This is a genomic window from Methylobacter arcticus (assembly GCF_050917435.1).
Lineage (GTDB): Bacteria > Pseudomonadota > Gammaproteobacteria > Methylococcales > Methylomonadaceae > Methylobacter_A > Methylobacter_A titanis.
In genome coordinates this window covers 681,167-699,677 of the sequence record NZ_CP159583.1, presented here as the reverse complement: position 1 = coordinate 699,677, position 18,511 = coordinate 681,167, and the positions used below count along the sequence as shown (strand labels likewise).

At 48.8% G+C, this 18,511-nt stretch carries 20 protein-coding genes; 3 read left to right on the top strand and 17 right to left on the bottom strand.

Annotated elements, in window-relative coordinates; all coding sequences use genetic code 11:
• From ABXJ76_RS03440 to ABXJ76_RS03400, 9 genes are read right to left on the bottom strand one after another with little or no spacing between them, the layout of a single operon-like run.
• Complete coding sequence (locus ABXJ76_RS03440; RefSeq protein WP_432744118.1) at positions 1-1,200, bottom strand: tetratricopeptide repeat protein; 1,200 nt, start codon at positions 1,198-1,200, stop codon at positions 1-3.
• Positions 1,197-3,029, bottom strand: coding sequence for a pilus (MSHA type) biogenesis protein MshL (mshL, locus tag ABXJ76_RS03435; protein ID WP_432744116.1), 1,833 nt, complete (start codon positions 3,027-3,029; stop codon positions 1,197-1,199). The genes ABXJ76_RS03440 and mshL overlap by 4 nt, the downstream gene beginning before the upstream one ends.
• A gap of 53 nt (positions 3,030-3,082) precedes the next feature.
• Positions 3,083-3,856 carry a type II secretion system protein gene (locus ABXJ76_RS03430; RefSeq protein ID WP_432744114.1) on the bottom strand — a complete coding sequence of 258 codons (774 nt, stop codon included), beginning with the start codon at positions 3,854-3,856 and terminating at the stop codon, positions 3,083-3,085.
• A 9-nt stretch (positions 3,857-3,865) separates the two neighbouring features.
• Positions 3,866-4,525, bottom strand: coding sequence for a hypothetical protein (locus tag ABXJ76_RS03425; RefSeq protein WP_432744113.1), 660 nt, complete (start codon positions 4,523-4,525; stop codon positions 3,866-3,868).
• 12 nt (positions 4,526-4,537) lie between these two features.
• Positions 4,538-5,356, bottom strand: coding sequence for a hypothetical protein (locus ABXJ76_RS03420; RefSeq protein WP_432744111.1), 819 nt, complete (start codon positions 5,354-5,356; stop codon positions 4,538-4,540).
• Complete coding sequence (locus tag ABXJ76_RS03415; RefSeq protein ID WP_432744109.1) at positions 5,341-6,651, bottom strand: hypothetical protein; 1,311 nt, start codon at positions 6,649-6,651, stop codon at positions 5,341-5,343. The genes ABXJ76_RS03420 and ABXJ76_RS03415 overlap by 16 nt, the downstream gene beginning before the upstream one ends.
• On the bottom strand, positions 6,651-7,169 hold the full coding sequence (locus ABXJ76_RS03410) for a hypothetical protein (protein ID WP_432744107.1): 519 nt from the start codon (positions 7,167-7,169) through the stop codon (positions 6,651-6,653). The genes ABXJ76_RS03415 and ABXJ76_RS03410 overlap by 1 nt, the downstream gene beginning before the upstream one ends.
• Before the next feature lie 5 nt (positions 7,170-7,174).
• The gene (locus ABXJ76_RS03405) at positions 7,175-7,993 is read right to left on the bottom strand and encodes a type II secretion system protein (RefSeq protein ID WP_432744105.1); all 819 of its coding nucleotides are present in this window, start codon (positions 7,991-7,993) and stop codon (positions 7,175-7,177) included.
• A gap of 13 nt (positions 7,994-8,006) precedes the next feature.
• Positions 8,007-8,816 carry a type II secretion system protein gene (locus ABXJ76_RS03400; protein WP_432744104.1) on the bottom strand — a complete coding sequence of 270 codons (810 nt, stop codon included), beginning with the start codon at positions 8,814-8,816 and terminating at the stop codon, positions 8,007-8,009.
• Positions 8,817-9,214: 398 nt separating this feature from the next.
• Between ABXJ76_RS03400 and ABXJ76_RS03395 the strand changes: the two genes are divergently transcribed.
• Both ABXJ76_RS03395 and ABXJ76_RS03390 read left to right on the top strand, forming a co-directional pair.
• Positions 9,215-9,976, top strand: coding sequence for a response regulator transcription factor (locus ABXJ76_RS03395; RefSeq protein ID WP_432744102.1), 762 nt, complete (start codon positions 9,215-9,217; stop codon positions 9,974-9,976).
• Between the two features lie 2 nt (positions 9,977-9,978).
• Positions 9,979-11,883 (top strand): sensor histidine kinase, encoded by a 1,905-nt coding sequence (locus ABXJ76_RS03390; RefSeq protein ID WP_432744100.1) that lies wholly within the window; start codon positions 9,979-9,981, stop codon positions 11,881-11,883.
• Positions 11,884-11,890: 7 nt separating this feature from the next.
• Here the strand turns inward: ABXJ76_RS03390 and ABXJ76_RS03385 are convergent, their stop codons facing one another.
• Genes ABXJ76_RS03385 through surE form a run of 3 tightly spaced genes read right to left on the bottom strand, consistent with a single transcriptional unit; the run spans position 11,891 to position 13,892 of the window.
• Positions 11,891-12,475, bottom strand: a complete 585-nt coding sequence (locus ABXJ76_RS03385) for a YqaA family protein (protein WP_432744098.1) — start codon at positions 12,473-12,475, stop codon at positions 11,891-11,893.
• 2 nt (positions 12,476-12,477) lie between these two features.
• Positions 12,478-13,140, bottom strand: coding sequence for a protein-L-isoaspartate(D-aspartate) O-methyltransferase (locus tag ABXJ76_RS03380; protein WP_432744097.1), 663 nt, complete (start codon positions 13,138-13,140; stop codon positions 12,478-12,480).
• A complete protein-coding gene (surE, locus tag ABXJ76_RS03375) occupies positions 13,137-13,892 on the bottom strand; it encodes a 5'/3'-nucleotidase SurE (RefSeq protein WP_432744095.1) in 756 nt (251 codons plus the stop codon). Before surE ends, ABXJ76_RS03380 begins: the two co-directional genes overlap by 4 nt.
• Before the next feature lie 74 nt (positions 13,893-13,966).
• Here surE and ABXJ76_RS03370 point away from each other — a divergent pair, with 74 nt between their 5' ends.
• Positions 13,967-14,518, top strand: a complete 552-nt coding sequence (locus tag ABXJ76_RS03370) for a Smr/MutS family protein (RefSeq protein ID WP_432744093.1) — start codon at positions 13,967-13,969, stop codon at positions 14,516-14,518.
• 63 nt (positions 14,519-14,581) lie between these two features.
• On the opposite strand, the gene ABXJ76_RS03365 is transcribed toward ABXJ76_RS03370, so the two are convergent.
• Genes ABXJ76_RS03365 through ABXJ76_RS03345 form a run of 5 tightly spaced genes read right to left on the bottom strand, consistent with a single transcriptional unit; the run spans position 14,582 to position 18,471 of the window.
• Positions 14,582-14,788, bottom strand: a complete 207-nt coding sequence (locus ABXJ76_RS03365) for a SlyX family protein (RefSeq protein ID WP_432744091.1) — start codon at positions 14,786-14,788, stop codon at positions 14,582-14,584.
• A gap of 8 nt (positions 14,789-14,796) precedes the next feature.
• A complete protein-coding gene (hemN, locus tag ABXJ76_RS03360) occupies positions 14,797-16,176 on the bottom strand; it encodes an oxygen-independent coproporphyrinogen III oxidase (protein WP_432746429.1) in 1,380 nt (459 codons plus the stop codon).
• On the bottom strand, positions 16,176-17,465 hold the full coding sequence (gene ccmI / locus ABXJ76_RS03355) for a c-type cytochrome biogenesis protein CcmI (RefSeq protein WP_432744089.1): 1,290 nt from the start codon (positions 17,463-17,465) through the stop codon (positions 16,176-16,178). Before ccmI ends, hemN begins: the two co-directional genes overlap by 1 nt.
• Positions 17,462-17,941 carry a cytochrome c-type biogenesis protein gene (locus tag ABXJ76_RS03350; RefSeq protein WP_432744088.1) on the bottom strand — a complete coding sequence of 160 codons (480 nt, stop codon included), beginning with the start codon at positions 17,939-17,941 and terminating at the stop codon, positions 17,462-17,464. The genes ccmI and ABXJ76_RS03350 overlap by 4 nt, the downstream gene beginning before the upstream one ends.
• Complete coding sequence (locus ABXJ76_RS03345; protein WP_432744086.1) at positions 17,941-18,471, bottom strand: DsbE family thiol:disulfide interchange protein; 531 nt, start codon at positions 18,469-18,471, stop codon at positions 17,941-17,943. Before ABXJ76_RS03345 ends, ABXJ76_RS03350 begins: the two co-directional genes overlap by 1 nt.
• Positions 18,472-18,511 lie beyond the last annotated feature (40 nt).

Sequence of the window (18,511 nt, the reverse complement as noted above, 5' to 3'; positions counted from 1 at the left end):
TCATTTATTGATTGATTTTGCTAATTTATCAACAGCGCCTGACTGAGGGAATTGCTCTTTTAAAAAACGTACCCGATTTTTCGCCTGTTCCAAGCGACCCAACTGAGATTCAAGTAAGGCCAGGTTATAACCCGCTTCCAAATCGTTGGGCGCCATTGCGATAATATTTTTGTAAGCGGTAGCGGCGGCTTCCTTATCGCCTATTACGCTTAAGTAATAAGCGGATAATCTTTTGTAAACCATGCTTTCAGTACCGGCAATATCGCCGAGCGACTGTAATTTTATTTCAGCCGTGGTGAAATCCTTGCTTCGAATAGCCTGCTTTGCGCTTGAGATAATATGCTCAAGAGCAGCATGTCTCTGGGGTTTATTGGCGCTAACCGAGCCACTATTGTCGGATAAATTAACGTCATACGGCTGTTTGGTGTGTATAGCAGCTTGTGATCGTTGCGACCGCCTGTCGCTTGCAACGATGGTTTTGGCAAATCGTTTAGGCTGATTTTCGGACTGCACCCGGGTATCAATCGTGACCTGCTCGCGCGGCGTTGCGGTTAACACCGCAGTCGTCGGCAACTGGACTATTTTTGCTTCCGCCAAAGGGACAGCGAACGTGATTTTAGGCGATTTAGCTGCCGCCTTATCATTAAGCTGGGACCTTGCAGGCGTATCGATCGGTAAAATTTCCGATGGATTGGACATGATGACCGTGTCATTAAGCTGGGATACTGCAGGCTTATCGATCTGAGCAACGGTGACCGGCATAATGGCGACAACTTCAGTGGGGCGGGCTAAGGCTTTAGACGAAAAGGTTGGCTCAAACGGTTTTTCAACGGCAACGCTGGCTACTACCGGCACCTTAATCTCAGCGACGCTTGGCGCAACCGCTAAAACAGGCGGCGCTGTCGCCTCTGCGGCAGCGCCATCAATCACTGCCGACATAGCCGCCGGTGTGGGTACCGGTTTTACCTTAACATTGGCTTGGCTAGACGCAACACGCTCATTTATGCCAAATTGCCCTGCGTTTACCAGCATTAAGCCGCCACCGACGGTTAATGCGGTGATGCCCCAGATCCATTTCATCTTGGCGTTAAGCCGAGACGGGCCTTGCTCTTCAGTATGACCTTCGCGTCCCGATTCTTTAACCGCCAATTGCGCATTTTTGCTTTTGGCATTTTCTAAGGCTTTATAGACTAGACTCATATTTGACGCACCCGCAATATCAAGACAAATTCACGCGCATGCGCCGTATGTCCGCGCCCGCCAAATAAAGCGCCCAAGTACGGAATATCCGATAAAAGTGGAATGCCATGACCACTGTCGCCATAACTTTCGCTAATCAGCCCCCCTAATATCACTACGTCGCCATCACCGATACTTAACGATGTTGTTAAACCTTTAAAGTCAGTTTTGGGCAGGGACACCAAAATAGGATTTTCACTGCCACCTACATTGATCGGGGTGGTACTGCCGGGCAGCACCTTAGTTTGCATCGGATTAATCGTTAAATTGATCGTTTTATGATTGGTCACAAACGGAATGACGCCCAGGACAATACCATCAAAGATATTGCCGGTTATCACGTTAGACGATACCGTCGATTGACCGCCGCCAGCGTTGGAGACGTTGGACATGGTTTGCGATATATAGCGTTCAGTTCGACCCACGCTGACGATAGCCGGTTGTGAGTTTTTCACCCGTATTGACGGATTCGACAGCACTTTGATCGTGCCGAATGTTTTCATGATGTCAACTGCAGCCGCTACAGGACCCGCTACATAAGCAGCGCCTAAACCGATCGGTCCACCCAGTGCGGCAGCGGGGATGGTTAATGTGCGTCCACCGTCAAAACTGGAGCCGGGAAACGTGGTGTTGCCTGACGACAAGTCCAGACCTACGCCGCTGCCACTTGAGGCCGCCAGGCGATTTTTCAGCAAAGTCCAGTCAACTCCGAGTTGAAAATCATCATTCAGCTGAATATCGATAATCTGCGCTTCAATGATCACTTGTCGCTCTTGTACTTCCTTATAGTGCTCAACCAGTTGACTGATCACCGTCATCTGAGAGGGTCTGGCGCGAACAAATAAGGTACCCGTCGATTTATTAAGCACATAAACAGGATTGGCTGAAATTTTGTCTGTTTTTTTGTTCTGGCCAGTTTCGCTATCCGTGGTCTCGCTCGATGCTGTTTTTTCAGAGCCCGTCTCTACTTTAAGATGATCCCCTCCGGTGATGGTTTTAAACATCTCCTCGATTTCTTTATACGGGTCATCTTCGCTGATATTTTTACCTTTCAAATTAAAGGCGCTTTGCATACCGTTATTGGAGCTACCGCCACCGCCGCCCATACCGCCGCCGCCACCCATGCCGCCACCGCCCATACCGCCGCCGCCACCCGTACCGCCGCCACCCGTACCGCCGCCGCCACTGCCGGAAGCGCTCATACCGGAGCCAAAAACGTCGCCACCCGCTCTAAAGTCAACCGAGGTCATGGTTTGTAGAAACTCAAGATCGAACACCTGTTCTTTCAGCGGTCGCACCATCATCACATTGTCTTTGATTTCACCGTCCATATCGAGCATGCGCAGCACTTGATAAAACACCTGATTGGCCGGCAGATCTTTTAGATGCAGGGTAATTCTTTGCTTCATTTCAGCTAACTCAGGCGCAAGAATGACATTCATTTTGGCCTGATCGGCAATCACATAAAAAATATTCTGCGCATCTTCGTTATCGACATCAACGGATACAGTAATTGCTTCCAAAGGATCAAAAGAAGGCTCCATTGGCATTAATTCGGCAGCCGGGTTTATTTTTTCCACTCGACGGCTTAACTCATCCTGTTCCTCTGCGTATTTATTCGATTCAGCGGCAACGCTTTTACCGATAAGAGGCAGCGACTGTTGGTTGGTTTGTTCAATGTTGCGTTTATTAGGCAGTGAAGGATCAAGGCTGCAAGAAACAGCAAGCGAACCCATCATGGCAACCTTAAATAAGCCTTGAAATTTTTTTGAAAAAGGTGGTTTCATCATTATTTTTTGTCTGCTATAAAAAGGTTAAAACGCGGGTTGATCTGAATTTTTAGCTATTGTTTCAGGAAAGAAATCAATTGTTCAAAGGTCGTTACAATGACCTTATCATCGTAGTTCGACGACGCCGACAAGGTCGGCGGAGCAAAACATTTAACACTGCTGCCGGTCGGCAAGCTCACACCGTTATGAGGGCCGTCAAAAATCGAATTGTTTTTATCCATATCAACACTGCCTCCGGAAATTAGCGCAAACGCGACATTCGCGACCGTGTTAGTCGCACAATTGCTGACGCCAGTCGCCGCGCCATCGCCGGTCATATTCAAATAAGATGAACTGACCGCTGCCGATGCCGCTGAAACCAAGGCAATCATTAAATCGTCGCTATTCCGATAATGGTTAGCCGCCGGTGCATCATCATTTCTTTCGATCAGGCTAGCCAAGTCTGCATTGGGGCTCGCTGCACTATTGCGATACACCGCATAAACAAGATCAGCGCCGGCGCCGGTACCCAATACCGCCGGTGGCGTCACGCCCAAAGTGACATAAGGCACGCCGCCCGACACATAACTACCGGCCGTGCAAACCCCGGCATTGCCTTCAATACCGTCGGCATTATCGTCAGCGCAAGGCAAACGGTGGTTACGTTGGGCAAAGGCAATAATCGCCTGGTTTACTTTGATCATTTCTCCGGTTTTTGAAGCCGCATCGCTAGCGCCGACGGTGGGACGATAAGCCGACATCGCTGATGCGGTAATGATGCCGGTAGTGACAACCACAACCGCCATTTCTACCATTGAATAACCGCGTTCGCGCCGGAATGCTTGCATCGTCCTATCTCAATGAGGCGGAATGACACCGACCGGCGACTTTATCTGTGCCTGTAATTTATTGAGCCGGTCAAGCGCCGCATTCAGCTTTTTGCTGTCGACCGGGCTGTGCTTGCTCAGCGCTTGAATTTCCTCACTGACGGTTTGAAGCTGTTTAGCCACCTCAAGATTTTTTTGCGCTATCGAAAAATCCATTCCCTGAAAATTAACCCCGCTTTGCTCCATGCCTTGTAATTCAGCCAATAGTTTGGCGACTTCGTCTATATTGGCTGCTTTACCGGTTGCCATCAGTCCCAGCAAGCGCTGTTGAATGTCTTGAAGTTTTTTTACATTCTCCGGTTGCAAGTTGGCCGGCAAGGGCGGCGTTTGAATCTGCGGCTTAGGCAGCGCTTGGCTTGCAGGCGCTTGCATCGGTTTGGCATTTAACTCGATTTGGCTTGGACTGCTTTCGATAGCATCACTGTCAGTGTACTCACCGCTAGTATGTTTAGACGGGGGCGCAGACTCATTTTTTGTTGGCGCGGGCGTTGGTTGCTGCCGCGCAATATCCCGCATCATGTCGTATTGATTCAGCAATTGCGCTTTTTCCGATTCGGATTGCGCCCAAAGCAACATAAAGGTCAGCGCGGCAATGGCCGCCGCCGCTAAAGCCACATAAATTAATCTCATGCCCGATCCTGATTAGTGATTAACAACAGGCGTTAAAGCGCCGTCTTTGCCGTATTTATTTAAGGTAAGTTGGTGCAAGCTTTTTGCCTTGCGCAAAAACACCGATGATTCACTGATTCGATAGACACTGATCCCGTCGCCTAAGCCGTAACCCTCAACAACGAAGGCTCCGTTAATAACGGCACGTTTGGCTCCAGGCCCATGAAACACCATCGTTAACACATAATCCTGCCACCAGTTCGGATCGACTTTAACGCGGCTTTTTTTAGGTCTAGGCTTGGGCACTTGCACGACTTCAGGGGGCGGTACGTTATTACACTCGGCAACAATGCTTTGTCCGGCGCTGTCTTTAGGCAGGCTGTCGCAGCGTTGCAACTCGAAATCCGGCCAAGTGTCAGCCTTAATTTTTATATTTTGCGGCTGACTGAAAGCCCCTTGCGGCTGGGCATTAGCCGTATTGTTGTCAGACTGCTGACTGAAAACCGGCTGTACCTGTGCATTGGTGAGCGTTGCAACAACCCGTTGCGTGTTCACTTGCTGAGGCGAGGGGTCAATAATAAATTTTCCGGGAAGTCCGGCTTTGGCATCCTGACTTTCCTGATACCGGGGAACTTGCGCCAATAGCCAATGAATGCTTTGTTGCTCAGTCATTGCCGTCTGATTAGCATTATTGAGACGCGACTGTAAGTTAAATAACTCGGTGCCGACTGCGCTACGCTGAAGGCTTGTCTTAGTGTTCATTGTTGCGCTCAATCGCCATGCGACAACGGCTGAAAACACAAACAGCAACGCCATAATAGTGCCCAGCGCCTTCATCAATTTTCCCGCCATTTCAATAAGAAGCTGAAAGCGTTATCATTTTTTTTAATTTCAAGGCTCCGCTTATTCACTTCATAACCTTTACTGCGCAAGGCCTCGCTTAATAACTCTTCGCCACGCACCGCGCCGGGAAACTCAACGCCTTTACCCTCGACAAGAATGGAGGGGCTTTCGCCTTCGCTGTTGATCACTTCAACACGCCTGATCATGACCAGGTCGGACAAAGACGCCCTGATATCCATCATCACCCGGCGCACATCCCGAACTCGGGTTTTCTGCAACTCAGCAGCAAACTTGGCAGACTCTGTAATCATCGGTGAGCGCTCCGCCTCAGCGGTAAGCATGGCCTGGTGCAATTGTCCGATCTTGGTAAATTCAGCACTGCTTTCTAATTGACTCACGGTTTGTTTTACCGAACTGAGTTGAAAATAAGCCGCTACATTCCATACCAATAATACGGCGCAAGCGGTTGCCGCCAATCCTGCCAGCCAGGGCATAACGCTGTCGGCTATCAGGGTCAGGCGCTGATCGGTTTTATTGCTGAGTACATCCTTGACTGTCAGCGCGTTAAACAGCTGATCGCCCGAACTTATCCCTACCGTTTCGTTACCATAAAAGGGCAGATCGGCCGCGAGTTCCGCCGAACAAAAGGTTGCGCGGTGTTTGAATTCAGCAAACCATGATTCAGCCTCGCTAGAGGCTGAATCATGCACCAGCCAGACTACCTTTGCCGGTAACTCTGCACCGCGTTTTTCCACGGCGGCAAAGGCTTGCAGCAATTGCACGACCATTTTGTCGCCATCGTCGTCTCTGGCGTAAACCAGCAGACGTTCCGCAGCCACGGCATTACCGTTATTGACCAAAACAAAATCGACGCAGCGTCCATGTTGCAGCACTACCGCAGTGCTTTCGCCGGTTATCGACAACGCATAACGATATAAACAGTGCGCCAATGCAATCGGGTGACAAGGTTCTTTATGCGCTTGACAACTCCGGCCATAAGTCAAAAAAGTATCGACCGACACCGCCGTATATAAGGCGACGCTGAGTCCGGCAATGCGGCTCACCTGATGAATGATGACCTCGCTAAAACCATCAATCAGTCCATTTTCACGCAACTTTTTTTCCAGAACGATGCTGACCTGGTCTACGCTCGCGTTTAAAGCCTCAACCCCAAAAGCGCTACCGGCATAATCGGTAATCATGCGTACCGGAGCAGGAACATCATCCAGACCAGGCAAGACTAAGGCGCCGACATCAGTCAATGTTGACAATTCACCATTTAAATCAAGCAGCCTGATATACATTACTGCGGCTTCCTGGCGTAATAACGGCCTAGAATGGTGACAAAAACAGCATCTCTGCTTCCTTGTCGCCAGCGGAATAAATCATCTTTCGAATCGGCCACTTTAGCTTCAAAGCGTTCCGGGATGAAATACACGGTAGGTGATTGCGCAATACTGTCCAAGTACACCTCAGCTTCGGCACGCGTGGCTTCCAGTTTGCTTAATTTGATCTGGCGCATAGTCCAATCTGCGGGTACTAAACCACGCTGCTCAATGTCTGAGGATAACTGCTTCAGTTCGGCGTTATGCTCGACAAAAACCGAGTACAGCCGTTCAACATCAACCAGTTGACTTAAACTGAGCTGTATCGCGTTAAGGGTTTTTTCCCGCTCGGCTTGCTGCTGATGGCTTTGATTAAGCGACACCCATAGCAGCGGAAATAACACCGCACTGCATACGCCGACAGAAAAAACCGCTAGACGCTGCCTGGCGGTTTTTTGGCATGACAAGACAAACTGTTGTTGAACCTGAGCTCGCATAGGGCTTATTGGTCCATGATCCAGTGCGCAGTCAACAATATGACGCGATTTTCATCCTGGCTTTCACCCAGGCTAAACGCAGTAGGCACTTGATTGCCCATGGCATAAGTGTTGTTTGCCAACCATTCATGACCGGGTCTTTGCCGGCTTTGCTCCCTGTCGTTATTGTCATTATTCTGCTGCCGGAACCGACCTTCTAATGCATCGGGCTTGCCGTCAACAAACTGATCCAGCATCCGCGCCATATCCGGCGTCAATCCGCGCAATACCATGACATTGCCGGAACCGCTGACAGTACGATCGGGATTCCACTGGAAACAAATCTGCATCTCCGCCGGATTGCCATTGCTGTCTTCATAAACGTAGCGATCTTCTTTATCTTCGGCTCGCCCTGGAGGCATTCTGATGCCAACCCGATCAAGCAACCAATGCAAATCCTGATTAGCCAAGGTTCTATCGCCAATACCTACAGAGCCTTGCGGATAGCCTTGACCATGACAAATGCGTCGACCGGTCTGCAAATAATTTTGCGGTATACCGGCAACCGAACCGTCGTCATAACTTAAATAGGCTTCGGCTCCGGCAACCATGTAAGTAGGGGCGACCTGATTGTCGCCGAGCATGACCCCGGTACGTTGATAGTACTGGTCGTAGGCCTGCTTCCACGGCATCACAAATTTCTCTGTCAGCTTATAGTGCTCAGCCTGCTGAATCACGTCCTTACCCACCGAAACCGAACCTACCAGCAAGCCCATAACCGCCAGTACTATGGATATTTCAACCAGACTATAGCCGTGCTGAGAGGATAAAAAGCGCTTGCTCATAAGCCTGCTCCGGTTACTGATTCATTTTGTAGTGGGCAACTACGGTGATAACTTGATTTTCATCCAGGTTAGCGCCGGCTGTGGTACCACCGCCCGCAACTAAAGGTGTTGCGGTATAAATTTCAGTATTATTTGCCCCCCATTCAACGCCCGGTACACCTGGCGTTGCTTCAGTGATACCTTCCTGCCTAAACATCCCTTCCCGGGCATCGGGTTTGCCGTCGATCATTTGATCCAGTTCTCGGGCCAATTCGGGCGTTAACCCGCCAATCACCATCACATTACCGGAACCGGAACCTGTCGTTGGTGGATTCCATTGGAAACAAACCTGAACTTCCTGCGGGTTGCCGTTGCTGTCCAGATAAAGATAACGGTCTTCAGAGCCTTCGGCACGTCCGGGCGGCATGCGTATGCCCAGTCGATCCATCAGGGAATGCAATATAAGGCCATTAGTTGTTCCTACCGCTCCGGCCATATTAGCCCTTTTGTCTGCTTGACAAATTAACCCAGGGGAAGTAATTCCGCTCATGTTCTGTCCTGAAATAGCTAGACCAGGAGTAGCCGCGTAAGCAGTACCGTTCACCATAAACCTGGGCGCTGTCTGACTATCCCCCAATACCACGCCGGCTCGGGCATAAGCTTCGTTGTAGGCAGTCGCCCACTGATCGATAAACTTCTGCTTGAGTTTGGTATATTCGGCATTCCGCTGCACATCTTTACCGATCGACACCGCTCCTAAGATCAGGCCAATAACGACCAATACCACCGACATTTCCACCAGGGTAAAACCTGTTTGCGACTTTTTATTTATGAGTTGATTCACTTAAATCTCCTGTGTAAAGCATTGCAAAGCGCTAAAGCCATTGACGACCGATAAAAAACCAACGACTACATTTATGTTGAGTACTAGGTATTTCTACGTAATACTATAAACGAGATATTTGTGATTAAGCGCACATTAATTTCTATCGAATTCTGTTAAATACTACACCGATGCCATGTCCAGAAACGACGACCCTAAACAATAGGACTTAAGGACTTACCCCTTTATTTTTATATTTTTTCTATTAAATCAGCCACTTGAGTATGCAGACAAGACCAAGATTAACGATTTTTAAAAAAACACAGCAAGACTTTTGCAGGAATATATAGCTAAGCATAGGATTTTTTTATATAAACCTGCCTGTCATTACGCAACGCCTAAACACGATAAAACCCATCATGAAATTACAGCCTGACTCTATGGCGACGAAAAACATCCATATTGCCGTAGTCGAAGACGACCTGCGCTTATGTAACGATCTTGTTGAATTTCTCAATCTGCGCAACTTCTCAGCTCAAGGCTTTAACTCTGCTGCCAAGCTTTATCAGGCGCTCTTAGACACTAACTTCGATTTATTTTTATTGGACATTACCCTACCGGACGAGAGCGGCATTGAAGTGATGACTTGGCTGCGTACCCGCAGTCAAGCCGGTATGATCATCATAACGGCGTTAACCGATAACGACACCCAGCTTACTTGCCTGAATGCAGGCGCAGATGCTTATTTAACCAAGAACGCTACCTTGGAAATTATTGAAGCAACCTGCCACGGCGTTCTGCGCAGGATAAAACCCAATTTAGAACTCATTCCGATTGCCGAACCTATTCGACTATCGGAATTAAAATCGCAAGCCTGGCTGTTACACAAGACAACCTGGCATCTGGAAACACCTAACGGTTATCAACTGTCGGTTAACCAAACTGAAATGATTTTTCTTGAAACATTATTTCAATTTACCAGTACGCCGGTTAGCCGTGCCAACTTATTAGTGCGCATCGGCAAGCCTGATACGCTGTCAAACCTGCGTAATTTGGATAACTGCATCAGTCGCCTACGCAAAAAGATTTTGCACTTATCTGCTTTAGAAATTCCGATTCGTACGAATTACGCGGTTGGCTATCTCTTTGCAGGCAATAGCAGCATCATCGATCATCAGTAGTCATGCTGAAACAATCGGTAGCGGTTTTCCTGTTGTCGATGCTGATGACCGCAGCTTATGCAGAGCAAAATCCTCCCTTGCCGGTCAATATGAATGCGCAGCATTTGTCACTGGCCGGACATCTACACTTTTATAACGATAAAAGTGCTGCGGCAACCTTTGAGCAAGCCAGACTAGCCGACTATCAACCGGTAGATGGGTTTCCTGGAGGCATTTATTCCCCTGATGCGCACTGGTATTATTTTACCTTGGTCGGAACCGGGAATACGCCAAGCGATTGGATACTGGCCCTGGGCGCGCCTTTTTTGGATGACGTACAAGTCTGGCTGGAACAAGCTGACGGGCATTTTGAGCACTATCAATTAGGCGATCATACGCCTTTTTTGCAGCGTCCCTTGCCCTCGCGCCTCAATGCACTGCCCGTTGCCTTAACCGATGACCGGCCGGTACAGGTCTATGTGCGCATACACTCCATCAGCTCCCTGGTTTTCAACGCCGCCCTATGGCAACAGGATGCTTTTTGGGTCAATCAGGCTCAGTATAATTTATTTCATGGCCTGTATTTTGGCGTGCTGATCACTGTTATTTTTATTCATGTCTGTTTCGGTCTTTGGCTGGGGCAAACCGCTATGCTGGCTTATGCCGGCTATATCGCCGCATTGCTGGCTCTGTATCTGGGGATAAACGGTTATGGCGCGATATTAGTGACGCCAAAAGCCATCTGGATAAATGATGCGATAACCGGCATTGGCACCATTGGCTCAGCATGTTCTACTGTATTCATGTGGGATCAACTGCTGCGGCTAAAACAGCATTTCCCTCGGATTCATCAATTTTACCTGGCTAGCGGCCTAATCACAGCAAGCGCCTTACTCTGGGTGACGACCCCGTTTTACCAAATATTAATTCTGGTTTTATCTCAATTCGGCTTAGCGGTCAGTTTTTTGAGTTTAAGCTTGCTGATAGTGCTGTGGTTGAAATACAAACAGACGGAATTATTGTTTTATTTACTGGCTTGTGTGATTGCTACCTTTGGCGCTATCGCACAAATTTCAATCACTATCGGCTGGTTGCCGCAAAATCTTGTTACCAGCAATATTTACCAGGCGGCTTCACTCGTTCATATCGTAATAATGAGCCTCGGACTGACTTGGCGGATATATCAACTGAAACAGCAAAAAAACGTCGCTGTGCATCAGTCGGTAATCCTTAAACAACGCTCCATCGAGCAACGGGGCTTTGTGGCGATGCTTTCCCACGAATTTGCTACCCCCTTGGCCGCAATAGACCGCACCGCAAATCTGCTGCAGGCGAAATATTCGTCATTATCGCAACAAGAAGCCGCGAGATTGGCCGATATCCGAGCTTCAGTGACCCATTTAACCTCGTTTGTTAATAGTTTCTTATTGTCGGAAGCGTTAGATCATAAAGCTCTAACGCCAAATCGCGAACTCTGCCCGGTAAAACCATTTATGCTGGAGATCATCACCAGTCTGGGCTACGAAGCCAAAGCGCGGGTGGATTTAACAGTAACACCGCCTGCGGGTGCATTTGAGTTGGACAAAAAGCTTATCAATATCGCCATCTGCAACCTTGTTGCCAACGCACTGAAGTACTCTACTAACAAAACAAAAGTCGGTCTTGCGGTTACCATCGCCGCAGATACACTTGACTTGCGCGTTAGCAATCAAACTAAAGCGCTGAGCGAAGAAGAACTGGCTCTTCTGGGAACCCCTTATTTTAGGGCCAGCACCTCAGTTGAAACAAAAGGCGTAGGGCTTGGTTTTCATTTTTCTCGAGAAATCATAAGGGCGCATGGCGGTACTTTAACGCCTTTTAACTGTCTAAGCGGTGAATTTACCGTCCAAGTATTACTACCGAAACTTGAATCCAATACGGAAAGCTAGTATTCAATCAGCCTTGGTGCAAGAACTTATAAATACCGGCACCAATAACGACTAAGGCTACGGTTGCCCAGCCCAGTCTATCCATATATTCGCGCAATTTCGCTTCGAGCTTTTCCCCGCCGGCAGCGAGTAACATAGCCACCAGAAAAAACCGTCCGCCCCGACCAATGATGGAGGCTAACACAAAAGGCAAAAACGCCATACTCAGCGCACCGGCGGCAATGGTAAAAACCTTGTAAGGAATCGGCGAAAAACCGGCCACAAACACCGCCAAAAAGCCCCATTGTTCAAACCAGCTTTTTGCTATTAAGTAATTTTCCCAAAAATGGGTGGTCTGTAGCCACGGCGAAATACTGTCAAACATAAAAAAGCCGATCAAATAACCCAGCATCCCGCCCAAGACCGAGGCCACGGTGGTCAATAGCGCAAAGCGCATGGCTTTATCGGGCTGGGACAAGGCCATCGGTGCCAGCATCACATCCGGCGGTATCGGAAAAAATGAGGATTCGGCAAAACTTAGCGCACACAAATATTTAGCCGCATGCCGGTGTTTAGACCACTGCAAAGCTTTGTCATACAACTTTTGAAACATGTTTATTTCCTTCCTGATAAAAAAGGCACAAAAACAACCGGCTCAAGTTTTTCAACGTCATAGCCGCTTTCTGTACGCGTTACTCTCTGTAATTGTTGTTTGTCGTCCTTGCCGATCGGGATCAGCATCACGCCGCCGACTGCCATTTGTTGCAACAACATTTCCGGTATTTCAGGCGGTGCGGCCGCCACTAAAATACCATCGTACGGCGCATGATCCGACCAACCCCAACCGCCATCACTGTGCAAATAACTGACATTTTTAAGCTTTAAATCCCATAGACGATCTTTGGCTTTTTTCTGCAACGGCGCGATTCTTTCAACAGAATAGACATGATCGGCCAGCTGCGCCAAAATTGCCGTCTGATAACCGCAACCTGTCCCTATCTCCAACACGCAGGTTAATCGAGCCGATGCCGCCAACAGCAGTTCGGTCATTTTTGCGACAATATAAGGCTGGGAAATGGTCTGGTTGTAACCAATCGGCAGGGCTGTATCTTCATAAGCCCGATGGGCCAAGGCCTCATCCATAAAAATATGCCGGGGCGTATTGCGCATCACATCCAGAATTTTATGACTGCAAATACCCTGTTGTATTAACCGGTTGATCATCCGCTCACGGGTGCGCGCCGAGGTCATGCCTATTCCTTGCAGGCTTTGAATCATAAATCGCACTCCCTGGGCAGCCAATCGTTTAAATCATTGATCCGGTCATACCGGGTCAAATCGACTTGTAACGGGGTCACCGACACAAAACCGGTATTGATGGCATAAAAATCAGTACCGGGACCGGCATCCTGTTCCGCTCCCGGCGGCCCTACCCAATAGATAATGCGTCCGCGCGGATCTTTACTCTTAATGACCGGCTCCGATTTATGCCGCTGCCCAAGTCGGGTTGCCCGATAACCTTTTAAGTCCTTAATAGCGACATCCGGCACATTGACATTCAGAATGGTATCTTGCGGTAACGGCTTGTTAATCAATTGCTGCAACAACGTCACTGCGACATGCGCAGCGGTGTCAAAATGAATGGGATTACTGCCCACTAATGAAATCGCGACAGCGGGCAAACCTAAAAAACGCCCTTCGGTTGCCGCAGCGACCGTACCGGAATAAAGTACATCATCGCCTAAATTGGAGCCATGATTAATCCCGGCAAAAACCATATCCGGCTCTTTTACCAGCAACCCGGTTATGGCCAAATGCACGCAATCTGTAGGTGTGCCATCAACTTTAATAAAGCCGTTGTCCATGGCATACGCGCGTAACGGCATTTCCAGCGTTAAAGAATTACTCGCCGCACTGCGGTTTCTATCCGGAGCCACCACCGATATTTCGGCATGCAAGCTCAATGCTTTGGCCAATGCAATCAGCCCTTCAGCCAAGTAGCCATCATCATTACTCAACAAAATATGCATTATCAATCGCCCTGAAGCCGATTAAGCTATAAAATCAACCATATTAGCAACAATACCCAACAAAATCAGCTTTCGTGGCAAAAAAAAACCTCACTTCCGAAGACAGTAATTTGTTTCGTCAATCTATCGGTAAAGTACACGCCGTGAAAAGCGATAAAGTGCTATTAAAGGAGGGTAACAAACCCAAACCCTATCCAAAAACTCAGACCGTTAACGTGGACGAGCATTTAAGCGCCAAAACTGATTTTGATATTGAAAAAGTAGGCATCGAAGACTCGCTAAGCTTTACGGCACCTGGGCTACAGCATAATGTGCTAAAAAAACTGCGCAAAGGACATTTTGGGCTGGATGCGGAAATTGACCTGCACGGACTGAATAGCAACGATGCAAAGCAACAGTTGCTGCATTTCCTGCACGGCAGTGTAGAACAAGGCTGCCGCTGCGTACACATCGTCCATGGCAAAGGCTATCGTTCGGCCGACAACCATCCCGTGCTCAAAAACAACCTCAACTTATGGCTGAGACAACACCAGGACGTTCAGGCCTTTTGTTCTACGCCGCCTAAAGACGGCGGGACCGGAGCGGTTTTTGTATTATTGCAATTGTCTGAAAAATATAATGCATAAAGACTCACACAGGCGGGGCTTCTGTCATAGCAATCCGGCAATATTTAGCCGGGCACGCAACGGCTAATAATGCGGCGGCACTTCCTCAATGCTTTCGCCGCCGCCACTTTCCGAAGACAGACTTTTAATGCGCTCATTGAGTATGCCGCAAGTCGCTTCCAAGCGGTCTATCTGCTGCTGCTGCTGCCCGACTATTTGATTCAACGCTTGCAGCAAATCTTCCTGATAAGCCGTTTTTATTTCTAATTCGATTATTCGATCATCATTCATAAGGTACTCTAAATTACTTTTGAAAACTGCCGTTGTTTTTGCGCCAGATACTTGTCGAATACCATGCAGATATTGCGGATCAATAAACGGCCAGCGGATAATACCCTGATGCCGTCAACAGATAAAAGCAGCAAACCATCGGCTTGCATCGGCACCAAAGCTTGGAGTTCCAGCGCAAAATAATCGGCAAAGTGAATCGAAAATTGCTTTTCAATGACGGCAAAGCTCAAATCAAAATGACAAATCAGTTGAGTAATCACCGCACGGCGTAGTTTGTCGTCATCATCCAGTTCTACGCCTTTAAATACCGGCAATTTTCCCTGATTGATCAGCCGGTCGTACTCGTCCAGCTCTTTGACATTCTGGATATAGGCATCGCCTACCCTACCGATGGAAGTAATACCCAAGCCCACCAGGTCGCAATCCGAATGCGTGGAGTAGCCTTGAAAATTGCGATACAAATGCCCCTCGCGCTGCGCGACGGCAAGCTCGTCATCGGGCTTGGCGAAATGATCCATGCCGATATAGACATAACCCGCTTCGGTAAGCCGCTGCCCTACCATTTGCAAAATGGCCAGCTTCACCTCGGGCGTCGGTAGTTCGACATCGTTAATCTGGCGCTGGGTTTTAAAGCGTGCCGGCATGTGCGCGTAATTAAAAATCGAGAACCGATCCGGCGCTACTGCCAGAATTTTATCCAAGGTAAGAGCAAAAGACTCGACCGTTTGCAGCGGCAAGCCGTAAATCAAATCAATATTGGTCGAGCGAAAACCCTCGGCACGGGCGGCGGCTAAAACGCTGAAAGTCTGCTCTTCGCTTTGCAGGCGATTGACGGCTTTTTGTACCGCAGGATCAAAATCCTGCAAGCCTAAACTGACCCGGTTAAAACCCAGTGCGCGCAGTTGTTTCATGGTCTGGCCGTTGGTTTCCCGGGGATCGACTTCTATCGAATATTCGCCCTGGTCGTCATCCCTTAACCGAAAATGCTCGCGGGTCACGTCCATCAAGGTTTTCATTTGCTCGTAACTTAAGAACGTCGGCGTGCCCCCGCCCCAGTGCAACTGATTGACGACCCGGCTGGAGTCGAACAAATCACCCTGCATTGCAATTTCTTTATACAGGTTCGCCAAATACGGCTCCGCATGTTTGCGGTTTTTGGTGACGATTTTATTGCAGGCGCAATAAAAACAGACGGTATCGCAAAACGGGATATGAAAATACAGCGACAGCGGCCCGCCTGCGGCATTCGATTTGGCGATATGCGCACGATATTCCTTGTCGCCGAAACCTTCGTGCAACTCCAGGGCGGTCGGGTAAGAGGTATAACGCGGACCGGCCTTATCGTAACGGTTGATCAGGCCTACATCGAATTTTATCGATTGATCCATCATTTTATTGAACTGTTGACGACTATTTTTTTAAGGCTTTTATCGGCTAATGTTGCCTGCTCGATAACGCCGATCAAATCACCGGACTGTTGCATCGCATCGCCGGATTTGGAAATGCGCGCCAGCAGTTTAACCTGCTCGAAATTCGATAACTTCATGGTTGGCATCATCGCCATCGCATCGGTTAACTCGACGGTTAGCGGTAAATCGGCAACCTGTTTACGCACGATAGCCAGCGGCATTTTTGGACCGGATAAGGCCTGAGCGTAAATAAATACGGTGTCAGTTGGACTCGCCGATTTTTGCAATTCCGGCGCCAAACTCACCTGGATATTAATGCCGACCGCATTAGCCGGTGGCGCAGGCGTTGCTTTGGCTTGCACTGGTTTTGATTCCGCCTGCGCCGCGCCTTCCGGTATTTGGGTTGCCAGCTTAGCCAGCAGAACTTGTATTTCCTGCTGGGCTTCCGATCCCGGTGGCAACAAAGCTTCAAGTTTTTTCCACAAATCCATTGCTGCGGTAAAATCGCCTGTTTGCGCTTTTGCCATGCCGCCGAGCCATAAGCCGGTCAGGTTATCCGGCTCCATCGCCAAGGCTTTAAATACCAACTCCGCGGACTTTCCGGCCATTTGTTCATTGTTGGCAAAGGCCAAGGCATCGGCATAAAGCAGCATGATCTCCGGCTGATCGCCTAGCAATTTGTAAGCGCGTCCAAAGGCGTCGACCGCTTTATCATTTTGCTGCAAGTATTTGTAGGATCGGCCTAACATCGTCCAGCCCAGCGCATCATCCGGTTGTTTTTCTAGGCGCTCGGCCAATCCTGCAACCATTTTGGTCATTTGTTCCAGCTCTGGCGCTGCCGCTGTCTGTTCAACTTGGCTTAATGACTGATAGTTACCCAATGTCCAATAAAGCAAGCCCGCCACCAAAGGAATTGCCAACATCAGCACCCACGCCATCCACCTACCTTCGACTGCATGGATGCAGGAGGTAGAGCAACGCAGGGAGCGGTTGCCGAGCGACGATGATATTTTTACATGGCTGTGTATATCGAGATCATCGCTTAAAGCCTGTTCAAGCTCGGCAAGCTGCTCCTCATAAAGTGCCTGCCCCAATGCACCATTTTGCAGCTGCTCTTTAAGCTCAGTCAATCGTTGACGGGCTATGGCGATATTGCGTTGATCTTGATCCGCTGCTGCAACCGGATGTTTTCGCCACAATGGCGGCAGCACAATCAGAAAAGCAGCCAAGGTCATTACGCTGACGATCAGCAAAAATAGCATATTCAAGAGGGGTCACCTTTTTCTAACAAGCTGCGGATTTTTGCCAATTTTTCAGCATTTTCGTTTCCATGTTCTGCGTGAGCAGGCATCGTTGCTTCAGCCTTTTTACGCCGCACAAATAAAAACACGATAACCAAACCGATCAATAAGAACGCGACCGGCCCTAGCCACAACACGCCGGTTTTAAGCTTAAACGGCGGATTGTATAAAACAAAGTCGCCGTATCGGTCGGTCATAAACTGGGCTATGTCCTGTTTTGATTTTCCCTGTTGCAGCATTTCATACACTTGCCTGCGCAAATCTGCGGCCAGTTCTGCATTGGAATCGGCGATGGTCTGGTTTTGACAAACCAGACAGCGCAATTCCGACGTCAGGGTTTCGTAAGCTTCCTGTTGCTCAGGGTTGGCAAACTGCGGAGATACGCCAGCCGCATAAGCGATGCCGGACAGCCCCAGTAGGAAGATAATCGATAAATACTTCATTAATTTTCAGCTTGTAACTTAGTGATCAAAGGCAGGAATACTTGTTGCACATCTTCCAGCGTAACGGGGCCGGTATGTTTGTAGCGGACTACGCCCTGCTTATCGATGACGAAAGTTTCCGGCACGCCGTAAACGCCCCAGTCGATGCCGATGCGGCCATCCTGATCCATGATGCTGACATCGTAAGGATTGCCCAATTGCGCCAGCCAGGCTTTTGCAGCCTCCGGTTCGTCCTTGTAATTCAAGCCGACGATAATGGCAGTTTTTTGTCGGGCCAATTGGTTCAGTATCGGATGCTCGGAGCGGCACGAGGCACACCAGGATGCCCACACATTAAACAGCCAAACTTGGCCTTTTAAATCGGCTGGCGATAATTTTTCTTCGGGTAATTGCAACTTGGGCGCAGAAAATGCCGGAGCCGGTTTGCCTATCAACGGCGACGGAATCTCGCTGGGATGAAGATTTAAACCCAGAGCCAGAAACACCGCGAGAACGCTAAATAATACTAAGGGGAGAATGTATTTAAGCATTATGATAATTTTTAATGTATTTTATCTTTTAAATTCAGGA